This window comes from Nocardia sp. IFM 10818 (assembly GCF_054655275.1).
The window spans coordinates 4,135,731-4,153,884 of record NZ_BAAHJH010000001.1 but is presented as its reverse complement, the minus strand read 5'-3'; the positions used below and the strand labels follow the sequence as shown (position 1 = coordinate 4,153,884).

The following is an 18,154-nucleotide window of genomic DNA, read 5'->3' as shown; positions in this document are numbered from 1 at the left end:
CCCGTTCGCCGTCACTGATTGCGCGGATCACCATTTTATGCCCGCCGCGGCAGGTCAATACCGTCGAATTCATGGAGTGGAGTTTTCGTTCGGCCGAAGAGCTTTCAACTGCCTTGCGTGCCGGTGCGGTGACCTCGGTGGAACTGACCGACGAGGCGATCGCCCGGATCGAGCGCGACGACAAGGCGATCAACGCGATCTGTGTGCGCACCTTCGACAGTGCGCGCGCCGCCGCCCACCGGGCCGATCAGGCGCGCGCCCGCGGCGAGGACCGGCCGCTGCTCGGCATTCCGGTGACGGTCAAGGAGTCCTACGACATGGCCGGGCTGCCCACGACCTGGGGCATGCCGCAGCACGCGAACCACGTCCCGGCCGAGGACGCGGTCCAGGTGTCGCGGCTGCGGGCCGCCGGCGCGGTGATCCTCGGCAAGACCAATGTGCCGGCGACGCTGCGAGATATCCAGACCTTCAACGACATCTACGGCACCACCAATAATCCGTGGGATCACGACCGCACCTCGGGTGGCTCGTCCGGCGGTTCGGCGGCGGCCCTGGCGTCCGGATTCGGCGCGCTGTCCATCGGCTCCGATCTCGCCGGTTCGCTGCGCACCCCCGCGCATTTCTGCGGCATCTACGCCCACAAGCCGACCCTCGGGCTGGCGCCGACCCGCGGCATGGTCGCGCCACCCGCGCCGCCCTTGCCGGCCGAGCTCGACCTCGCCGTGGTCGGCCCGATGGCGCGCACCGCCCGCGACCTCACCCTGCTGCTCGACGTCATGGCCGGACCGGACCCGCTGACCCACGGCATCGCCTATGACCTCGCCCTGCCGCCCGCGCGCCACGAGCGGCTGTCCGAGTTCCGGGTCCTGATCCTCGAGGACCATCCGCTCATAGCGACCGGTGCGGCGGTACGGGCGGGGGTGCACCGGGTCGCCGCGGCGCTCGCCGAGGCGGGCGCCCGCGTCGAACGGCACAGTCCGCTGCTGCCCGATCCGGCCGCGGCGGCGACGCTCTACATGCAGCTGATGCTGTCGAACGCCGCCGCGAGTCTGCCCGCCGAGGTGTACGAACAGCTGCGGACCCACGCCGCCGCCCTGAACGCCGACGACCGCAGCCTGGATGCGGCGCGGCTGCGCGGCACGGTGCTCAGCCACCGCGACTGGGTCGCGGCGAACCACCGCCGCGAACTGCACCGCCACGGCTGGCGGCAGCTCTTCGCCGAATTCGATGCCGTGGTCTGCCCCATCACGCCCACGCCCGCCTTCCCGCACAACCACGACGGCGGTCTCGAGGACCGGCGCATCGATATCGACGGTGTCGAGTACCCGTACTTCGACCAGCTCGTCTGGGCCGGTATGGCCACCATGCCCGGCTTGCCCGCCACCGCCATCCCGGCCGGCCGCTCCCCCGAGGGCCTGCCGGTGGGCGTGCAGCTCATCGGCCCGATGTTCGAGGACCGCACCCCGCTGCGGCTGGCCGAACTGCTCGAGCAGCAGATCGGCGGCTTCCGGGCGCCGTAGGGCGCACCGCGATACCGCCCCGTCACCGGTCGCCGGGCTGCCATGATGAATCGATGGTTCTGACAACACCATTCACGCGTTTGTTCGGAATCGAGCATCCGATCGTGTCGGCGCCCATGGGCGGGATCGCCGGCGGCGCGCTCGCGGCGGGGGTGTCCAATGGCGGGGCGCTCGGCATGATCGGGGGCGGGCGCGAACAGATCGCGTGGCTCGAACGGGAGTGGCAGCTGGCGCGGGCCAACACCACTCGGCCCTTCGGCATCGGATTCCAGACCTGGGCGGTCGAACCGGCCACCGTGGCCTGGGCGGTCGAACGGGCGCCAGCGGCGATCATGCTGTCCTTCGGCGATCCGACGCCCTTCGCCGAGATGGTTCGCGCCGCGGGAATCCCGCTGCTGATCCAGGTCACCGGGCTCGACGCCGCGCGCCGCGCCCTGGATGCGGGCGCCTCGGTGCTCATCGTGCAGGGCAGCGAGGCGGGCGGGCACGGCGAGGGCTCGCGCGGCACGCTGCCGCTGGTGCCCGCGGTCGCCGATCTGGCCGGGGGCACGCCGGTGCTGGCGGCGGGCGGGATCAGCGACGGGCGCGGGCTGGCGGCGGCGCTGGTGCTGGGCGCGTCGGGTGCGTTGCTGGGCACCAGGTTTCAAGCGACGCCGGAAGCGCTGATCACCGTCGAGGGGGCCAAGGCCCTGCTCGATGCGAGCGGCGACGACACCGAACGCAATCGCATTCTCGATATCGCCCGCGGCGCCGGCTGGCCCGCGGAGTATCCCGCGCGGACGCTGCGCAATGCGTTCCTGGACCGCTGGCGCGGCCGCGAGCCCGAACTGCTGGCCGATCTCGCGGCCGCGCAACAGGAATACCGCGACGATCCGCAGGCCGCGCCGATCTGGGCGGGCGAGGGCGTCGGCCTGGTGACCGCGCTGGAGTCGGCGGCCGATCTGGTGGTCCGGCTGGTCGCCGAGGCGGAACAAGCCATCGGGCGGGTGAGCTCGCCACCCGGGTAGGACTTCCGCGAGGTCAGCGCCAGGGGCCAGGCCGGTTCGCGGCTGCGGTCGGCCCAGGCGTGACGCTGGGCCCATTCGGCTTCGGCGCGGCGGAAACTCACGTGCAGCGAATAGCGGGCGCCGCCGGGACGGGTCAGTTCGGTGGCGGCGAAGGGAATCGGTCGATGCCGTCGAACTCGTCGCGCTGGAAGCGTTCCCGGCGCGGGTCGGCGCCGGAGTGGTAATCCGCTGCGGAGGGGAACATCTCGCCGCGCTCGGCGGTGGCCGGGGCCAGCACCTGCGCGGGCGGATGACGGGGCAGGACGGTGAAACCCTGGTCGTGCCGCTCGCGTGCCGCTCGCGCCAAATCCATGCCTCCGATGATGTGCACGCCAGGGTGATTCACTACTCGGAACCGTCGGGCGGGATCTTGGGCAGGCCTTCGCTCAGCCGCAGTTTCTCGGCCATGCTGGTGAGCAGGTTCTGCGATTCCTCGCTCAGATCGAAGGCGCGCGCGGACAGGCGGCGCACGCCGGCGCCGTGCAGACGGGTGAGCAGGCGCAGATCGTTGTCGACCCGGGCGGTGTAGCGGTCGCTGAAGAAATAGTCGGGGCGGACACGGAAGAACCTGGCCAGGGCGGCGACGGTCTGGTCGGAGGGATTGGTGCGCTGACCGGAACGCAGCTGGCTCAGGTAGGGCTTGGAGATGGGGTGGCCCGCGGCGGTCAGCGCGGCCGCCACCTCGGCGGTGGTGTGCGGGCGGCGATCGGCCGGGGCCCCGGCGTCGAAGAGCTTGTTGAGCCGGGTCGCGAAATCGGTGTGGTTCCAGACGGTATCGGCGCCGGCGACACGGTCGCCCAGACTCTCGGCGCGCTGGGGCGGGACGCGATCTCGCGGCGGGGACAGATCCGGATTGGTCGGCGGCGCATAGCCGAGCAGGTTCACCACCCGGCCGGCCGGGTCCTCCTCCGGGGTCGCGCCGCGCGGATCGTCGTCGTGGCTCATCACCGCTCCTGTTCGTCGAGCCGGGTAAGTGCACGCAGTGGCCGAGCTTGGTCGGTCGCCGTCGGCATATCGCCGGCGACCCGGATTTGCTACAGATCCCCCGGATTTCCGGTCGCGCCGGACGTATCCGGCGAAAGCGTAAACGCAGCTGCCGGGAAAACAGCAATCCAGGCGGGTCCCGCGCCGTCGGCGCGCCGGGCACCGCGCCGGGCGGATCAGCAAACCTCCAGCCAGTTGATCTTGTAAATCATTCCTTGACAACCCAATTCGTGTAAAGGCATCGTTTACATATGGCCGATACTCCCCGGCGAGACCCCGCCGACGAACGCGCGGTACTCGCGAAACTGTTGTCCACCAACGCCGAATTCCTGGCCGAGGTGCTGCACCCGGCCGCCGGAACACCGGCGCCGTCGGTGATGGCCGCCCTGCGGGCGGCGCGCAGCCTCGACAATGTCGTCGACGATGTGCTGCGCTCCCTGGTGGCGCAGGCGCGCGAGGAGGGCCGCACCTGGGCCGAGATCGGGGAGGTGTTCGGGACCTCGCGCCAGGCCGCGTTCCAGCGCTTCGGCGCGGGCGGAATCCCGCCGGTCCCCCCGATGCCGCCACTGCCGCCCATGCCCGATATGCCACCGCTGCCGGAAATGCCGAAGATGCCGAAGATTCCCGGCTGGCCGCCCGCGGGGCCGTGGCAGCGCGGCGACTGACCCGCACCATCGGAGAAGAGACCGGCCATGACGACCGCGACCGGCGAACCCCACGCCGGCTGTGACGGGCGGCCCGCACCGCCGCCGCCACAGCGCCGGCGCAGCCACCGCCGGCTGCTCACCGCGGCGCGCTGCCGTTTCGCCGAGGATCGCCTCGCCGAGGCCGTGTCCGCGGGGATACGGCAGGCGGTGCTGATCGGGACGGGGCTGGACACCTTCGCCGCGCACAATCCGTATCCGGACCTGCGGGTGTGGCAGCTGACCCGCGCCGAATTCGATACCGTCTGCGCGGCACCGGGTTTCGACCGCGCGAGCCCGGCGTTCGTGATCGAGCTGGGTGCGCGGCGCGAGTGCGCCGCGGCGCTGGGCCGCCTGCACCGGGCCGCGACGCTGGCCGCGGGCTCGCAGATCGTCTTCGACTATCCGGCCGCGGGCGCGGGCGTGCTCGCCGAGATGCTGCGCGACACGGGATTCGAGGTGCTGGAGGATCTCGGCGCCGCGGCATTAGCCTCGCGCTATCTCGATCTCGAGGTCGACTCCGCGCATTCGGCCGAACCGCGTGTCCTGAGGGCGCGGGTCCGCCATAATGCTGGACGGCCGCCCAGTTCGGTTTGAGCCGGAGGAGTCCCATGCGATCACACACCCGCCGCCACTCGGTGGCCGCCCTCGCCGCCGCCACACTGGCCGTATTCGCCTGCGCCACACCGGCGGCCGCGGCGCCCGCACCGGCGAGCCTGCCCGCCGTCGGCCCCGGGTTCCACTGGGGTGTGGCGGCTTCGGGATTCCAGTCCGAAGGCCATGCGCCCGACAGCAATTGGACCCGCTATATCGCCTCGCACCCCGAGTACGACCCGTACGAGAACAGCGTCGACTTCTACACCCGCTACGCCTCCGATATCGCGCTGGCCCAGAGCCTGGGCGTCGGCGTCTATCGCATCGGCATCGAATGGGCGCGGGTGCAGCCGCGGCCGGGAGTGTGGGACGAGAGCGGATTCGCCTTCTACGACAAGGTCGTCGCCGCCATCCGCGCGGCCGGGATGCGGCCCATGCTGACCCTGGACCACTGGGTGTATCCCGGATGGGCGGCCGAGCGCGGCGGCTGGGCGAATCCGGACATGGTCGGGGACTGGCTGAGGAATATGCGCCGGGTGGTGGATCGGTACGCGCCCGCCGATCCGCTGTGGGTGAGCATCAACGAACCGGCCGCCTACATGATGAACGAGGTCCGCAACGGCGGGCTGGCGCTGAGCGAACTGCCTGCCATGCAGGACCGACTCGCGGTGGCGCACAACAGCATCTACGACTACATCCACGCCGTGCAGCCGGGCGCGATGGTGACCAGCAATGTCGCCTACATTCCCGCCGCCGACAATGCCGTCAACGGGCCGATGCTGGACAAGATCGCGGCGAAGCTCGACTACATCGGCATCGACTACTACTACGGCATGTCGCCGGACACCCTCGCGCAGTACACCGCGTTCGCGCGGTCGGCGCTGTGGCAGCTGCCGTTGCAGGCCGAGGGCATCTATTACACGCTGCGCCATTTCTCCCAGCGATTCCCCGGCAAGCCGCTCTACATCGTCGAGAACGGCATGCCCACCGAGAACGGGGCCCCGCGCACCGACGGCTACACCCGCGCCGACGATCTGCGCGACACCGTCTACTGGATCCAGCGTGCTCGCGCCGACGGCATGAACGTCATGGGCTACAACTACTGGAGTCTCACCGACAACTACGAATGGGGTTCCTACACACCGCGTTTCGGCCTCTACACCGTCGACGTGCCGGGCGACCCGTCCCTGACCCGCCACCCCACCGACGCGGTGGCCGCCTACGCCGCCATCACCCGCGACGGCGGCGTGCCCGGGGACTATCTGCCCACCCGCGCACCGGCGAGCTGCTCGCTGGTGGACGCGCTCGCCAGCTGCACCGATCCGGTGACCCTGCCGCGCTGAGCAGGCCGCCCCGGCCGCGCCGAGGAGACCGCGAACACCCCTCCCGGCCACGGGTACGCCGACGGGCAGCTTCGGCCGGTTGCCAGCGCGACACGCCTCGTCCTGCACGGGAATCCAGCTAATCGGCAGTTACGCTCCGATCGGGACATTGTCGACCCAGCGTCCCGAGAAGGAGTCCCGATGCGCACACGGCTGTCCCGCCTCGTCGCGGCCGCGCTCGCCGCGACCTCGACGCTGCTGCCGGTCGCCGGAATCGGCGCGGCCACCCCGCCGGCCGCCTCCGCCACCACACCCGGTGTGCTGGGCCCGGACTTCCTGTGGGGCGTGGCCGCCTCGGGCTTCCAATCCGAAGGGCACTCCGCCGACAGCAACTGGCTGCGCTACATCGAGGCCAATCCGGACTGGGACCGCTACGCCCAGTCCATCGACTTCCGCTCCCGCTACCCCCATGACATCGCCCTGGCCGCCGGGCTGGGGGTGAAGGTGTTCCGCGTCGGCATCGAATGGGCGCGCCTGCAACCCACCCCGGACCGCTGGGACGAGGCGGGCTTCGCCTTCTACGACGACCTCATCGCTACCATCGTGCAAGCCGGTATGCGGCCCATGCTCACCCTCGACCACTGGGTGTACCCGGGCTGGGAGGCCGCGCGCGGCGGCTGGCGCAATCCGGGCATCGTGGAGGACTGGCTGGCCAATATGCGCATGGTCGTGGACCGCTACGCGGGGTTGAATCCCTTGTGGGTCACCGTCAACGAGCCGGTCGCCTACATCATGCACGAGGTGCGCCAGAACGATCAGAACCCCGAGGAGATGCTCGACCGGATCGCCGCGGTGCACAACGGGGCCTACGACTACATCCATCAGGTGCAGCCGGGCGCGCAGGTCACCAGCAATGTCGGCTACGTCGCGGGCGCGGAGACGCGGGTCAACGGACCGCTGATCGACCGCATCGGCGACAAGCTGGATTTCGTCGGCGTCGACTACTACTTCGGCCTGCAATCCGATGACGCCGAAACCGTCGCCCGGGCCGACGGCTCGGTGCCCCCGCCGGTGGGCATGTGGGACCTGCCGGTGCGGCCCGAGGGCATCTACTATGCGCTGCAACACTATTCGCGCCTGTTCCCGGACAAGCCGCTGTGGATCGTGGAGAACGGCATGCCCACCGAGGACGGCAAGCCCCGCGCCGACGGCTACACCCGCTCCGATCATCTGCGCGACACCGTCTACTGGCTGCAACGCGCCAGGACCGACGGTATGAACATCATCGGCTACAACTACTGGAGCCTCACCGACAATTACGAATGGGGTTCCTACACGCCGCGTTTCGGCCTCTACACCGTCGACGTGCTGTCCGACCCGAACCTGACCCGCCGCCCCACCGAGGCCGTGGACACCTACCGCCAGATCGTCGCCGCCAACGGCCTGCCCGCCTCCTATCGCCCGGTGCGCGGCCCCTCCGAATGCCATCTGGTCGATCCGCCCGCCAGCTGCGACTCCCCCGTCACCGTCGACTGACCGCGCACCCCACCAAGCGCGTGGGCAGAAGTCCTGGCGGTCATCCCGGCGCGCGGCGTGCGCAGAGGTACACGAACCGCACCGCAGGTGCTCAGCGCGGAGGATCCAGTTCGCGTGCAGCGCGCTCGATTTCGGCCACGAGGGTGGCGCCGCCGACCTCGCGGGCGGCGGCGCGGAAACGGTCGCGGAAGCGGTCCAGGTCGATGTCGATGTCCTCGCCGCCGTAGCTGGTGGTGGCGGCCTCGCGGAAGGCGCGGACCATATCGTCGGCCAGCGCCGCGATATGGGTGCGGATGAGTTTGCGCAGGGTGCCCGACAAGGCGATGTCGGTGCCGACGTCGTAGAGGACCAGGGCGCCGGTGAGCATGGCCGGTTCGGGGATGTGCCAGCCGGCCGGGGTGCGCTGCAGGTAGCCCTCGGCGAGCAGTTCGTCGAGGATATCGGTGCGCCGATCGCCGAGCAGGTCCGACAGGCCCTCGTCGGTGACGGTCACCGGGGCGTCGGAGGGATCGGAGTAGCGTGGGTCGAACACCGCCCGCCAGTCGCCGTCGCGGGCGGTTTCGGCCTCGAATACCTCACGAATGGCCTCCAGGCGCAACCCGCGTGCCTGCATGGCGGCGATGGCGGTCAACCGGTCCAGGTGCTCGTCGCTGTAGACGGCCTCCTTGCCGGCGCGGCCGGGCTTGGGCAGCACGCCCAGGGAGTGGTAGTAGCGGATCGTGCGGGCGGGCACGCCGCTGAGTTCGGCGAGTTGCGTGCGGCTGTATCGGCCCGTCGCCACGGCGCTGTGTCGGTCCACGCGACTCAGCATAGAGAGCGCGACACGCGAACGTTGACAGTGGCAACTGTCCGCGTTAGCGTAACCGCCGCCACACTGTCGACGACGACAAGGGAGTTCCGATGACCCAGCGTGAGACCGATTTCGATGTGCTCATCGTCGGGTCCGGATTCGGCGGCAGTGTGACCGCGCTGCGACTGGTGGAGAAGGGCTACCGGGTCGGGGTGCTCGAGGCCGGGCAGCGCTACGCCGATGACGAACTGCCCGAAACCAGCTGGGATCTGCGCAAATTCCTGTGGGCGCCGAAACTGGGCTGCTACGGCATCCAGCGCATCCACCCGCTGCGCGATGTGCTCATCCTGGCCGGGGCGGGCGTGGGCGGCGGCTCGCTGAACTACGCCAACACCTTGTACGTGCCGCCGCAGCCGTTCTTCTCCGACGCGCAGTGGCGCGATATCACCGACTGGCGCGATGAGCTCATGCCCTACTACGAGCAGGCGCAGAAAATGCTCGGCGTGGTGCGCAATCCGCACATGACCCCCGCCGACGAGGTGTTCAAACAGGTCGCCGAGGACATGGGCGTGGGCGACACCTTCGTGCAGACCCCGGTCGGGGTGTTCTTCGGCGAGGCCGGCAAGACCGTGGACGACCCGTACTTCGGCGGGGCCGGACCGCAGCGCACCGGCTGCATCGAATGCGGCGAGTGCATGACCGGCTGCCGCCACAATGCCAAGAACACCCTGGTGAAGAACTACCTGTATCTGGCGGAAAAGGCCGGGGCGCAGATCGTTCCGATGACCACGGTGACCGCGATCCGGCCGCTGCCCGACGGCAGCTGGGATGTCGACACCGAACGCACCGGCGCCTGGGTGCGCAAACAGCCCAAGACCTACACCGCCGCGCACGTGGTGCTGGCCGCCGGCACCCGCGGCACCCAGCAGCTGCTGTTCGCCATGCGCGACCGGGAGATCCTGCCCGCGCTGTCGCCGCGGCTGGGCGTGCTGACCCGCACCAATTCCGAATCCATCGTCGGCGCGGCCACCCGCAAGGTCGACCCGAACCGCGATTTCACCCGCGGCGTCGCCATTACCTCCTCCATCCACCCCACCCCCGACACCCACATCGAACCGGTCCGCTACGGCAAGGGCTCCAATGCGATGGGCCTGCTGCAGACCCTCATGGTCGACGGCGGCGGGCGGATGCCGCGCTGGATGCGGTTCCTGTGGACGGTGCTGCTGCATCCGCTGACGCTGATCCAGTTCATGTCGGTGAAGAACTGGAGCGAGCGCACCATCATCTCGCTGGTCATGCAGCATCTGGACAACTCCATCACCACCTACACCAAGCGCGGGCTGTTCGGGCGCAAGCTCACCTCCAAACAGGGCCACGGCGAACCGAATCCGACCTGGATCCCGGTCGGCAACCAGGTCACCCGCGCCGTGGCCGAGAACATCGGCGGCGTGGCCGGCGGGTCCTGGGGCGAGGTGTTCAATATTCCGCTCACCGCGCATTTCCTCGGCGGTGCGGTGATCGGCGCGGACGCCGACTCCGGGGTCATCGACCCCTACCACCGCGTCTACAACTATCCGACGCTCAGTGTCGTCGACGGCGCGGCGGTCTCGGCGAATCTGGGCGTGAACCCGTCGCTGACCATCACCGCCCAGGCCGAGCGCGCGGCGGCCATGTGGCCGAACAAGGGTGAGGTCGACACCCGCCCCGCGCAGGGCAGCGGCTACCGCCGCATTGCACCGGTTGCACCCGCGCACCCGGTGGTGCCGGCGAGCGCACCGGCGGCGCTGGTGCTGCCGATCGTCCGGATCACCAGCGGGGACATGGAATCGGCCTGATCCGCCGATCCGAAACATCACCGACCGGGAACTGGTGGCGCGGGCTTCTCGCGAAATGCCGCCACCAGTTCCCGGTCGGCGTCGTTTCAGTTCCGGGTGCGCGCGGGGCAAACTGCCGGGCCGGGTCCATGTCGTCGATCGCGGATCGCGCAGGCAGCCACGCCAATCGCATGTGGGCGACGCGGAATTCCTCGACGCCTGGCTGCGGCATCCGCGCTTCCGGATGATCGAGTGAGGCGACTGCGGCGGTGCCGGGCGGTGAGGCGCGCCGCCCGGCACCGCCACGGTCAGCGGGCGTGGATGTGGGCGAAGCCCATGGGTGAGGTGGGCGGGGGGACGTCGCCGACCGGGGCGCGGAATTCCTGCAGGGCGGGCAGCACGTCCACGTGGCGGGCGGCGTAGCAGCGGACCTGCGGCAGGGCGTGGGCGACCTCGCTGCGTTCGAGGGGTTCGGAGTCGATGTAGCCGACCTGTTCGAGGTCGACGCCGAGGGTGTGGGCGATGCGGGAGATGGCCGCGGACTTGCGGCCCCAGCCCGCCTCGATGACCGCGAAGCGTTCCAGGTGCGCGTAGCGGCGCAGGTGCTCCACGGTCCAGGCGTGCTCGCCCCGGCTGGCGACGGCGTGCATGATGCCGCGTTCGGCGAGAATGCGCAGGGCGCGGACGGCGTCGGGACGCGGTGCGCCGGCGCTCGAATCGCTCACCACGCCGTCCCACAGGGTGTTGTCCGGTTCCCAGACAAGACATTTCACAGTCGGCGTTGTCACATCCTGCCCCTACAGTCGGTCCAGCGGTACCACGGTGGTGGACGGACCCGGGTTTCGGGAACCATCCGCCGCGTGACATCGTAGGGGCTGTCTGGGCCACAGTGCCACCGCTGGCAAATCCGCGACACCGTCATTTCTGCGGCGATGATGGAATCGTGATCGGGCGATGACGGTCGGCAATGCTGGTCAGACATGGTGAGCGCAGCGAGGAAGGGGCACCGCCCATGCGGCAGTCGCGGAAACTATCCGGTGGCCTGGCCGCGCTCGCGCTGGCACTGGTACTAACCGGCTGCGGCGCCGCCGAGGAGTCCGCCCCCGTCGTGGTCGGCTCCATCGAGGAGCAACCCGCCCCCGTCCCCTTCGAATCGGCCACCCAGGCCGCCCCCGCCACCACCCCCGCGGGCTCCGGCTCCGGCGCCGACCCCACCCTGCCCCCTCTCACCCCCGCCACCCCGGTCCCCACCGTCGACCCCTACGCCGGCCAGCCCCTCATCGACCGCACCGAATGGACCGACACGATCGACGGCCCCCGACTGCTGATCTACCCCACCGAAGCCGGCCGCCGCGACACCTTCCCCACCGCCGGCGACCGCGCCTGGCAGGAAATCCTCACCACCACCCCCGACGCCGACACCCCCGGCATGCGCGACCAATTCCTCTGCCACTGGGACTGGGCCCGCGTCGTGGCCCCCAACAAACCCAGCTGGAACCTCGAACCCTGGCGCCCCGCCGTCGGCTACCAGGAAACCGTCAACGCCCTCTGCAACCCCGGCGGCCCCGAACGCTGACCCGTTGTCGCCGACGGTGATTCGGCGCTGCCGTGGGCGCTGACCACCGGCCCCGGCGCGGTGCTCGATCCGCGCCCAGCAGCGCCCACGGCCTCGGGCCGGTTCCCGGGTGTGGTCGCGACGACCATCCGAACGTGCCGCGCGTGGCCGCCGCGCCACCGAACATTCCGGCCGAGGATCTTCAGCGGCTTCGGGTTCGCCCCGACGATGGTTCCGCGCCGCCGTGGGCGCTCACCAGCAGCCCGGGCAGGTGCTCGATCCGCGCCGGGCAGCGCCCGCATCGGCCGGTGCGCGGGGTCCAGGAGGTCGCCACAAATCTGAAACTTCACCGACCGGGAACTGGTGGCGGGGGGTTCTCGCGAAATGCCGCCACCAGTTCCCGGTCGGCGTCGTTTCACTCTTGGGGCCCGGCCCCAGGGTGGTTGGCGCGGGATGAGGATGAACGTGCCGTCCATCGCTGGAGGGCCCTGTGAGCGTGCGGGCGAGCTGGGACGGGTGAGCCAGGCCGATCCAGCGGCAATCGGACGCCATGATCGGTTGGGCGGGCGGCCCGGACGGTTTACTCGCCGACCCGTCGGAGTCGCCGATGGTTCGGTGGTGCCGCGTTCGATTCGCGACGAGCGGCCTGCGGTGCGGGCGGGTTCCGGCGGCAATCGGACACTGCGGGGACGCCATGATCGGGTGCACCGGGTGGGTTGGGCGGTGGCGGGGGCTGAACCGGCATGTCATCGGCGTGTGGGTGGCGGTTGCGGTGGGGGCGGGTTCTGTTCGGTGCGGTAACGAAGCGGTGTCGACGAAAGGGGTTGCACGCGAGAAGCTTCGGGCGGTGTCCAAAAGTGCGTATCGTTGGTGGCGTCCAGCGCGTACTCCTGGGAGGGAGGCGGCACGGTGCGGTCCTCTGCGCCTGCGAACACCGCCGGGCTCGCCGCCGCCCGGGGACCGGCGGGATCGGCTGTGCGCGGGATGTTTCCCGCGCTTGCCGACACCGCGGAGGTGTATCTGGATTCGGCGTCGACCACGCAGAAACCGGCTGCTGTGATCGAGGTGGTGCATCGGTATCACCGGTCGCGCACGGCCAATGCGGGGCGGGGGACGTATGCGTGGGCGTCGAGTCTGACGCGGGAGATCGAGCGGGTGCGGGAGCGGATGGCGGGGTTCATCGGGGCGCAGCCCGATGAGGTGGTGTTCACCGGGGGTGCGACGGCGGGGTTGAATGCGGTGGCGCTGGCGTGGGGGTTGACGAATCTGCGGGATGGGGACGAGATTCTCTACAGTCCGCGCGATCACGCGTCGAATGTGTATCCGTGGCAGCATCTGCGGCGGCTGCTGGCCGGATTCGGACGGCGCATCACGCTGGTGCCGTATCGGGTGACCGCGCTGGGCGAGGCCGATGTCGAGGATGTGGCCGCGCGGATCGGCGCGCGGACGCGGTTGATCACGGTGGCGCATCTGCATCACGTGTTCGGGGGGCTCACCACCCTCGAGGAGTTGCGCGGGCGCATCGATCCGCGGATCGCGCTGTGTTTCGATTGCAGTCAGAGCGGCGGGCATCTGCCGGTGCGGGTGGAGGAACTCGGGGCCGATTTCGCGGTGTTCTCCGCGCACAAGATGTTCGGCGCGCCGGGCACGGGGGTGCTGTATTGCCGTAGGCGCCGCCACGACGAGCTGACACCGTTCCTGCCGGGCGGCAATTCCGGTGTGTCCCTGGTGGATTCGGAGTTCTCCGGGGGCGCGATGCCGCACCGGCTCGAGGGCGGCACCCACAATCTGCCCGGCATCCTGGCCCTGGGTGCGGCGCTCGAGGTGCTCGAGCAGTTCGGGCTCGATACCATCCACACCCACAATCGGACGCTGACCCAGCGGCTGCTCGCGGGCCTGCGCGCGGTGCCGGGGCTGGAGTTCGCGCCCGGTCCCGCGCACGCCCCGTGCGAAACCGGCTACGGCATCGTCTCCTTCACCGTGCCCGGAATCAGTTCCGGCGACCTGGGTTTCGTGCTCGGCGAGCTCGGATTCCTGGTTCGCAGCGGCGCGCACTGCGTACCCGGCGACGCCGGCGCGGAGGAGGATTCGGTGCGGGTGAGCACCCACCTCTACACCAGCGCCGCGGAGATCGACCGGTTCGCCCAGTGTGTCGCCACGATTGCCGAGGAGGTCACATGACGAGCAACGGCCATCCACCCCGCTACGACCGCCGCGCCGCCTCCCGCGTGCTGGCCGGTCTGGCCCGCCCCGGACTGGGCCTCACCCCGGCCGCACCACCGGCACGCCGCATCGAATACACGTGCACGCCGGTGCGTTTCGAGCCGGGATCGCATCTGACGCTGTCGCAGCGGCTGTATCTGGAACGGTTCATGCGCCCCTGCCGCGCCGAGCAGGTCACCAGCGCCACCCACCGCATCGCCTGGACCGACAGCGACGGCGTGCCCAATACCGGGTATTTCCACGCCGGCGGGCTGGGACCGATCGTGCCCATCGCCATGCGCGAGGCGGTGCTGGGGTTGTGGCATTCGATCGAAGCCGATGCGGCGCTGGCCCGCCGCATCGCGGGGCTGTCCGAGCGCGAGCGCGCGGTGCTCGCGGGCACCACCACCGATCACGAACCGGCCGAGATCTTCCGGGTCGGGATCGAGGCGTGCGGGCGGGCGCTGGCCCAGCACGCGCTGCTGGCGCGGTGGACGCCCTATCGCACCCCGGCCGAATTCGCGGCGGGCATGCGGGATTCGGGCATCTACTCCGCGGTCGCGACCCGCTGGTTCTGGGAGTTGCAGGCCTCGAGCTATCGGCGCGGCATGATCGCGGTCACCCTGGCCACCCAGCCCGACGGCACGGTCCGCTATTCCGCCGAGACGGTCGCCACGCTGCGCGCGATGAAGGACATGACCATCGAGGACGCCCATCGCACCATGCGCCGCGCGACCCATGTGGAGGGTTTGACCGTCGAGGAGGCCATCGCCCGCTATCACGAAGAGCTGGACCTGATCTCGCGCCAGTACGCGCTGCTGCCGCCGGGCACCCGCCCGGCCTGCCTGGCGGCCATGCCGCATCAGCTCGACGGCGCGCACTACAGTCTGCTGCCGGTGGTGGTGGACAAGTTCACCGAGCTGTTCACCGCGGTGGTGGGGCGACTGAGCATTGCCGAGGTGCCCGCCGACACCGGTTCCGACAGTGTCGAACTGGCCGCGGCCGATCAGCTGTTCTACGTCCCGGACATGACGTGCAAGCATTGCGTGCGCACCATTACCGGGGTGCTGGAGTCGATGGATATCGCGGTGCACGAGATCGACCTGATCAGCAAGCGCGTCACCGCCGAATTCCGCAGTCCCCGCAACCGCCATCGCGCCTTCGAGGCGTTGCGCGACAGCGGCTACAACCCGACCGTCGAACTGCCCGCCCCGGCCGCCACGGAAACGGCCGTATGACGGCTGCGACCGCGCCGCGACTGCCGGCGAAGATTCATCCGCTGGTGCGCGCGTTCCTCGATGCGCCCGGCGCGGCCGAGGACGCCCTGGACCGGTTCGGGTCCCCGGCGCATCTGGTGTTCCCGCAGGTGTTCGCCGACAATCTCGCCCGGTTGCGGGCGGTGCTGGAGGCCCAGCCGTGCCGGTATCGGATCTGCTACGCGCACAAGGTCAATCAGTCCGCGGCGTTCGTGCGCACCGCCGAGCACGCCGGGATCGGCATCGATGTGGCCTCGGCGGCGGAGCTGGCGGGGGCGGTGCGCGCGGGCTTCTCGGCCGACCGCATCGAGGTGACCGGGCCCAAGGGCGAGGTGTTCCTGCGCGCGCTGCTGGGCACCGGGATGACCGTCAATGTCGACAACGTGTGGGAGCTGCGGCGCATCGCCGAGCTGGCCGCCGCGGGGGCGCGGGTGCCGGTGCCGGTGCTGGTGCGACTGTCCGGTTTCGCGGGCGCGCCGGTGAGCCGGTTCGGGGTGCCGCTGGCCCAGGTCGAGGAGGCGCTGGCGGTGCTGGCCGCGCACCGGGAGCGGATCGCGTTCGCGGGCTTCGCCTTCCACATCGACTCCGGGGAACCCGCCGAACGCATCCGCGCCGTGGACACCTGCCTCGAGCTGACCGAACGCGCCTATGAACACGGCCTGACCCCGACGGTGCTCGATATCGGCGGCGGCTTCCGGCAGGTGTTCACCGCCGACGCCGACGCCTTCGACGCCTATGTGGTCGCGCTGCGCGAATCGCTGCTGGGGCGCGGGGAGCCGATGGCGTGGGGCGGCAACACCTTCGGCTTCCATCTCGACGGCGGCGCCGTGCACGGCACCCCGGTGTTCCACAAATACGCCAACACCGTGCCCGCCGAGGCGATGCTGGCCGATCTGCTCACCGCCGGGCTCGACGCGCACGGCGGGCGCACCATCGCGCAGGTGGCGGCGGAGAATCTGCTGGAGATCTGGCTGGAGCCGGGCAAGGCGCTGGTCGATCACGCCGGGATCACCGTCGCCCGCGTCGAATTCGTCAAGCAGACCGCCGACGGGGCGACCCTGGTCAATCTCGATGTCAGCCGCGACACCGTCACCCCGGCCGATCAGGAGGTGATGGTCGACCCGCTGCTGCTGCCCGCCCGCGCGCACGCCGCGCCGAATTCCGCTGCGGTGGGGGTGTTCCTGGCCGGGCGGTTGTGCCTGGAACGCGATCTGATCACCAATCACAAGGTGTGGCTGCCGCACCGGCCGCAACCCGGTGATCTGCTGGTGTTCCCCAATACCGGGGCCTACCACATGGATCTGTCGGCAGCGTGTGCGTCGATGCATCCGCTGCCGCCCAAGCTCGCGGTCACCGTGCACGAGCGCGGTTTCCGGGTGTGCCGCGATCACGACTACGAGCCCGGCCGGTCGGTACCGCAATGGCACGGGGTGCACTGATGCGCTACGACCACATCACCGAGCTCATCGGCAACACTCCCCTGCTGCGGCTGGATCCGGCGGTGCACGGACTGCCGAATATCGAGCTCTACGCCAAACTCGAATCCTGCAACCCCTTCGGCTCGGTCAAGGACCGTGTCGCGTGGGGCATGCTCCGCGACGAACTCGACGAGATCACCACCGGCGGGCGCACTCTCATCGAGGCCTCCAGCGGCAATACCGCCAAGGCGCTGCGCATCCTGGGCGCCCTGCACGGCATCGGGCTGCGGGCGGTCACCAACCGCATCAAGGTCGCCGAGGTGCGCGAGATGCTGCAACTGTTCGGCACCGAGATCGAGGAGCTGCCCGGGCTGTCGGAATGCCCGGATCCCACCGCGCCGAACGACGTCTACTCGGTCATCGAAGCCACCATGGCCCGCGACCCGCACGCCTGGCATCACCTCTCGCAGTACACGAGTGAGAAGAACATCGAGGCCCACTACGAGGGCACCGGCCGCGAGATCCACGACGATCTGGCCCGCGACGGCATCACCCGGGTCGATGTGCTGCTCGGCGGGCTGGGCACCACCGGCTCCACCCGTGGCGCGGCGACCTTTCTGCGCAAACACAATCCGGAGCTGCGCACCATCGCGGTGGTCTCCGAACGCAGCGACTTCATTCCCGGCATCCGCTCGGAAACCGAACTGTGGGACGTGGGCCTGTTCCAGCCCGACTTCTATGACCGCATCGTCCCGGTGCAGGCCGGACGCGCCGTCGAGGCCACCGTCGAGCTGGCCACCCGCCACGGCGTGCTGGCCGGACCCACCAGCGGCGCCACCTACGCCGCCGCCCTGGATCACCTGGCCGCCGTGGACCATTCACCCCCCGACCGCCCCCTGATCGCGGTGTTCATCGTCTGTGACCGCCTCGAACCGTACTTGTCCTACATCCGCAAACGCCGCCCCGAACTCTTCGGCCGCCCCGCCCGCGCCACCGGCCCGTCGCCGGCCGAACTCGCCGCCACCCCCACCCTGTCCCCCGACGCCCTCGAGGCCCTCGACCGGCAAGCGCGCCCCACCATCGTCGACACCCGCGGCGCCATGGCCTACCGCATCGGCCACGTCCCCGGCGCGCTCAATATCCGCGACGACCAACTCGAGGACATGTTCACCCACGGCATCCCGTTCTCCCGTTCGCGCCCACTGGTTTTCGTCTGCCCCGTCGGTGAGCTGTCCCTGCGCTTCGCCGCCCTGGCCCGCCGCGCCGGCTTCGACGCCACCAGCCTCGCCGGCGGCATCACCGCCTGGCGCGACGCGGGCAAGCCCCTGGAATCCGCGCCGCGCCGCTCGTAGGGTGGCGACAGTCCACATCCGCGGCCCAACTGTCGGTGCTCCCGCGGAGGGCGCACGACGTCGGCCCGCGTTCGCGGCCGCA

17 protein-coding genes are annotated in these 18,154 nt (G+C 70.3%); 13 read left to right on the top strand and 4 right to left on the bottom strand.

Translation table 11 applies throughout. The features are described from left to right. Window positions 1–71 precede the first annotated feature (71 nt). Together ACYQ5L_RS18965 and ACYQ5L_RS18960 are read left to right on the top strand one after the other, a co-directional pair. Window positions 72–1,520 carry an amidase gene (locus tag ACYQ5L_RS18965; RefSeq protein ID WP_459959023.1) on the top strand — a complete coding sequence of 483 codons (1,449 nt, stop codon included), beginning with the start codon at window positions 72–74 and terminating at the stop codon, window positions 1,518–1,520. Window positions 1,521–1,573: 53 nt separating this feature from the next. Continuing rightward, a complete protein-coding gene (locus ACYQ5L_RS18960; protein ID WP_459959022.1) occupies window positions 1,574–2,527 on the top strand; it encodes an NAD(P)H-dependent flavin oxidoreductase in 954 nt (317 codons plus the stop codon). Window positions 2,528–2,660: 133 nt separating this feature from the next. Here the strand turns inward: ACYQ5L_RS18960 and ACYQ5L_RS18955 are convergent, their stop codons facing one another. After that, a complete protein-coding gene (locus tag ACYQ5L_RS18955; protein ID WP_459959021.1) occupies window positions 2,661–2,879 on the bottom strand; it encodes a hypothetical protein in 219 nt (72 codons plus the stop codon). Window positions 2,880–2,911: 32 nt separating this feature from the next. Next, window positions 2,912–3,367 (bottom strand): helix-turn-helix domain-containing protein, encoded by a 456-nt coding sequence (locus ACYQ5L_RS18950; RefSeq protein ID WP_459963469.1) that lies wholly within the window; start codon window positions 3,365–3,367, stop codon window positions 2,912–2,914. Between the two features lie 434 nt (window positions 3,368–3,801). On the opposite strand from ACYQ5L_RS18950, the gene ACYQ5L_RS18945 reads away from it, so the two are divergent. From ACYQ5L_RS18945 to ACYQ5L_RS18930, 4 genes are all read left to right on the top strand, one after another. Continuing rightward, window positions 3,802–4,215, top strand: coding sequence for a hypothetical protein (locus tag ACYQ5L_RS18945; protein WP_459959020.1), 414 nt, complete (start codon window positions 3,802–3,804; stop codon window positions 4,213–4,215). A 27-nt stretch (window positions 4,216–4,242) separates the two neighbouring features. After that, complete coding sequence (locus tag ACYQ5L_RS18940; RefSeq protein WP_459959019.1) at window positions 4,243–4,830, top strand: class I SAM-dependent methyltransferase; 588 nt, start codon at window positions 4,243–4,245, stop codon at window positions 4,828–4,830. Between the two features lie 14 nt (window positions 4,831–4,844). Further along, window positions 4,845–6,170 (top strand): family 1 glycosylhydrolase, encoded by a 1,326-nt coding sequence (locus ACYQ5L_RS18935; protein WP_459959018.1) that lies wholly within the window; start codon window positions 4,845–4,847, stop codon window positions 6,168–6,170. A gap of 180 nt (window positions 6,171–6,350) precedes the next feature. Further along, window positions 6,351–7,685, top strand: a complete 1,335-nt coding sequence (locus ACYQ5L_RS18930; RefSeq protein WP_459959017.1) for a family 1 glycosylhydrolase — start codon at window positions 6,351–6,353, stop codon at window positions 7,683–7,685. A 91-nt stretch (window positions 7,686–7,776) separates the two neighbouring features. Here the strand turns inward: ACYQ5L_RS18930 and ACYQ5L_RS18925 are convergent, their stop codons facing one another. Continuing rightward, entirely contained in the window at window positions 7,777–8,484 is a 708-nt protein-coding gene (locus tag ACYQ5L_RS18925) for a MerR family transcriptional regulator (RefSeq protein ID WP_459959016.1), read from the bottom strand. 101 nt (window positions 8,485–8,585) lie between these two features. On the opposite strand from ACYQ5L_RS18925, the gene ACYQ5L_RS18920 reads away from it, so the two are divergent. Beyond that, entirely contained in the window at window positions 8,586–10,310 is a 1,725-nt protein-coding gene (locus ACYQ5L_RS18920; RefSeq protein WP_459959015.1) for a GMC oxidoreductase, read from the top strand. A gap of 55 nt (window positions 10,311–10,365) precedes the next feature. Further along, window positions 10,366–10,545, top strand: coding sequence for a DUF6368 family protein (locus ACYQ5L_RS18915; protein WP_459959014.1), 180 nt, complete (start codon window positions 10,366–10,368; stop codon window positions 10,543–10,545). Window positions 10,546–10,597: 52 nt separating this feature from the next. Here ACYQ5L_RS18915 and ACYQ5L_RS18910 read toward each other — a convergent pair whose 3' ends face one another. Next, the gene (locus ACYQ5L_RS18910) at window positions 10,598–11,077 is read right to left on the bottom strand and encodes a hypothetical protein (protein ID WP_459959013.1); all 480 of its coding nucleotides are present in this window, start codon (window positions 11,075–11,077) and stop codon (window positions 10,598–10,600) included. Window positions 11,078–11,301: 224 nt separating this feature from the next. Between ACYQ5L_RS18910 and ACYQ5L_RS18905 the strand changes: the two genes are divergently transcribed. The 5 genes from ACYQ5L_RS18905 (at window position 11,302) to ACYQ5L_RS18885 (ending at window position 18,072) form a co-directional block, all read left to right on the top strand. After that, window positions 11,302–11,865: a DUF2599 domain-containing protein gene (locus tag ACYQ5L_RS18905; RefSeq protein ID WP_459959012.1), complete on the top strand. Its 564-nt coding sequence runs from the start codon at window positions 11,302–11,304 to the stop codon at window positions 11,863–11,865. A 963-nt stretch (window positions 11,866–12,828) separates the two neighbouring features. Beyond that, window positions 12,829–14,025: an aminotransferase class V-fold PLP-dependent enzyme gene (locus ACYQ5L_RS18900; RefSeq protein WP_459963468.1), complete on the top strand. Its 1,197-nt coding sequence runs from the start codon at window positions 12,829–12,831 to the stop codon at window positions 14,023–14,025. Continuing rightward, window positions 14,022–15,284 (top strand): heavy-metal-associated domain-containing protein, encoded by a 1,263-nt coding sequence (locus ACYQ5L_RS18895; protein WP_459959011.1) that lies wholly within the window; start codon window positions 14,022–14,024, stop codon window positions 15,282–15,284. Before ACYQ5L_RS18900 ends, ACYQ5L_RS18895 begins: the two co-directional genes overlap by 4 nt. Continuing rightward, window positions 15,281–16,741: an alanine racemase gene (locus ACYQ5L_RS18890; protein ID WP_459959010.1), complete on the top strand. Its 1,461-nt coding sequence runs from the start codon at window positions 15,281–15,283 to the stop codon at window positions 16,739–16,741. Before ACYQ5L_RS18895 ends, ACYQ5L_RS18890 begins: the two co-directional genes overlap by 4 nt. Next, window positions 16,723–18,072: a pyridoxal-phosphate dependent enzyme gene (locus ACYQ5L_RS18885; RefSeq protein ID WP_459959009.1), complete on the top strand. Its 1,350-nt coding sequence runs from the start codon at window positions 16,723–16,725 to the stop codon at window positions 18,070–18,072. Before ACYQ5L_RS18890 ends, ACYQ5L_RS18885 begins: the two co-directional genes overlap by 19 nt. Window positions 18,073–18,154: the final 82 nt, after the last annotated feature.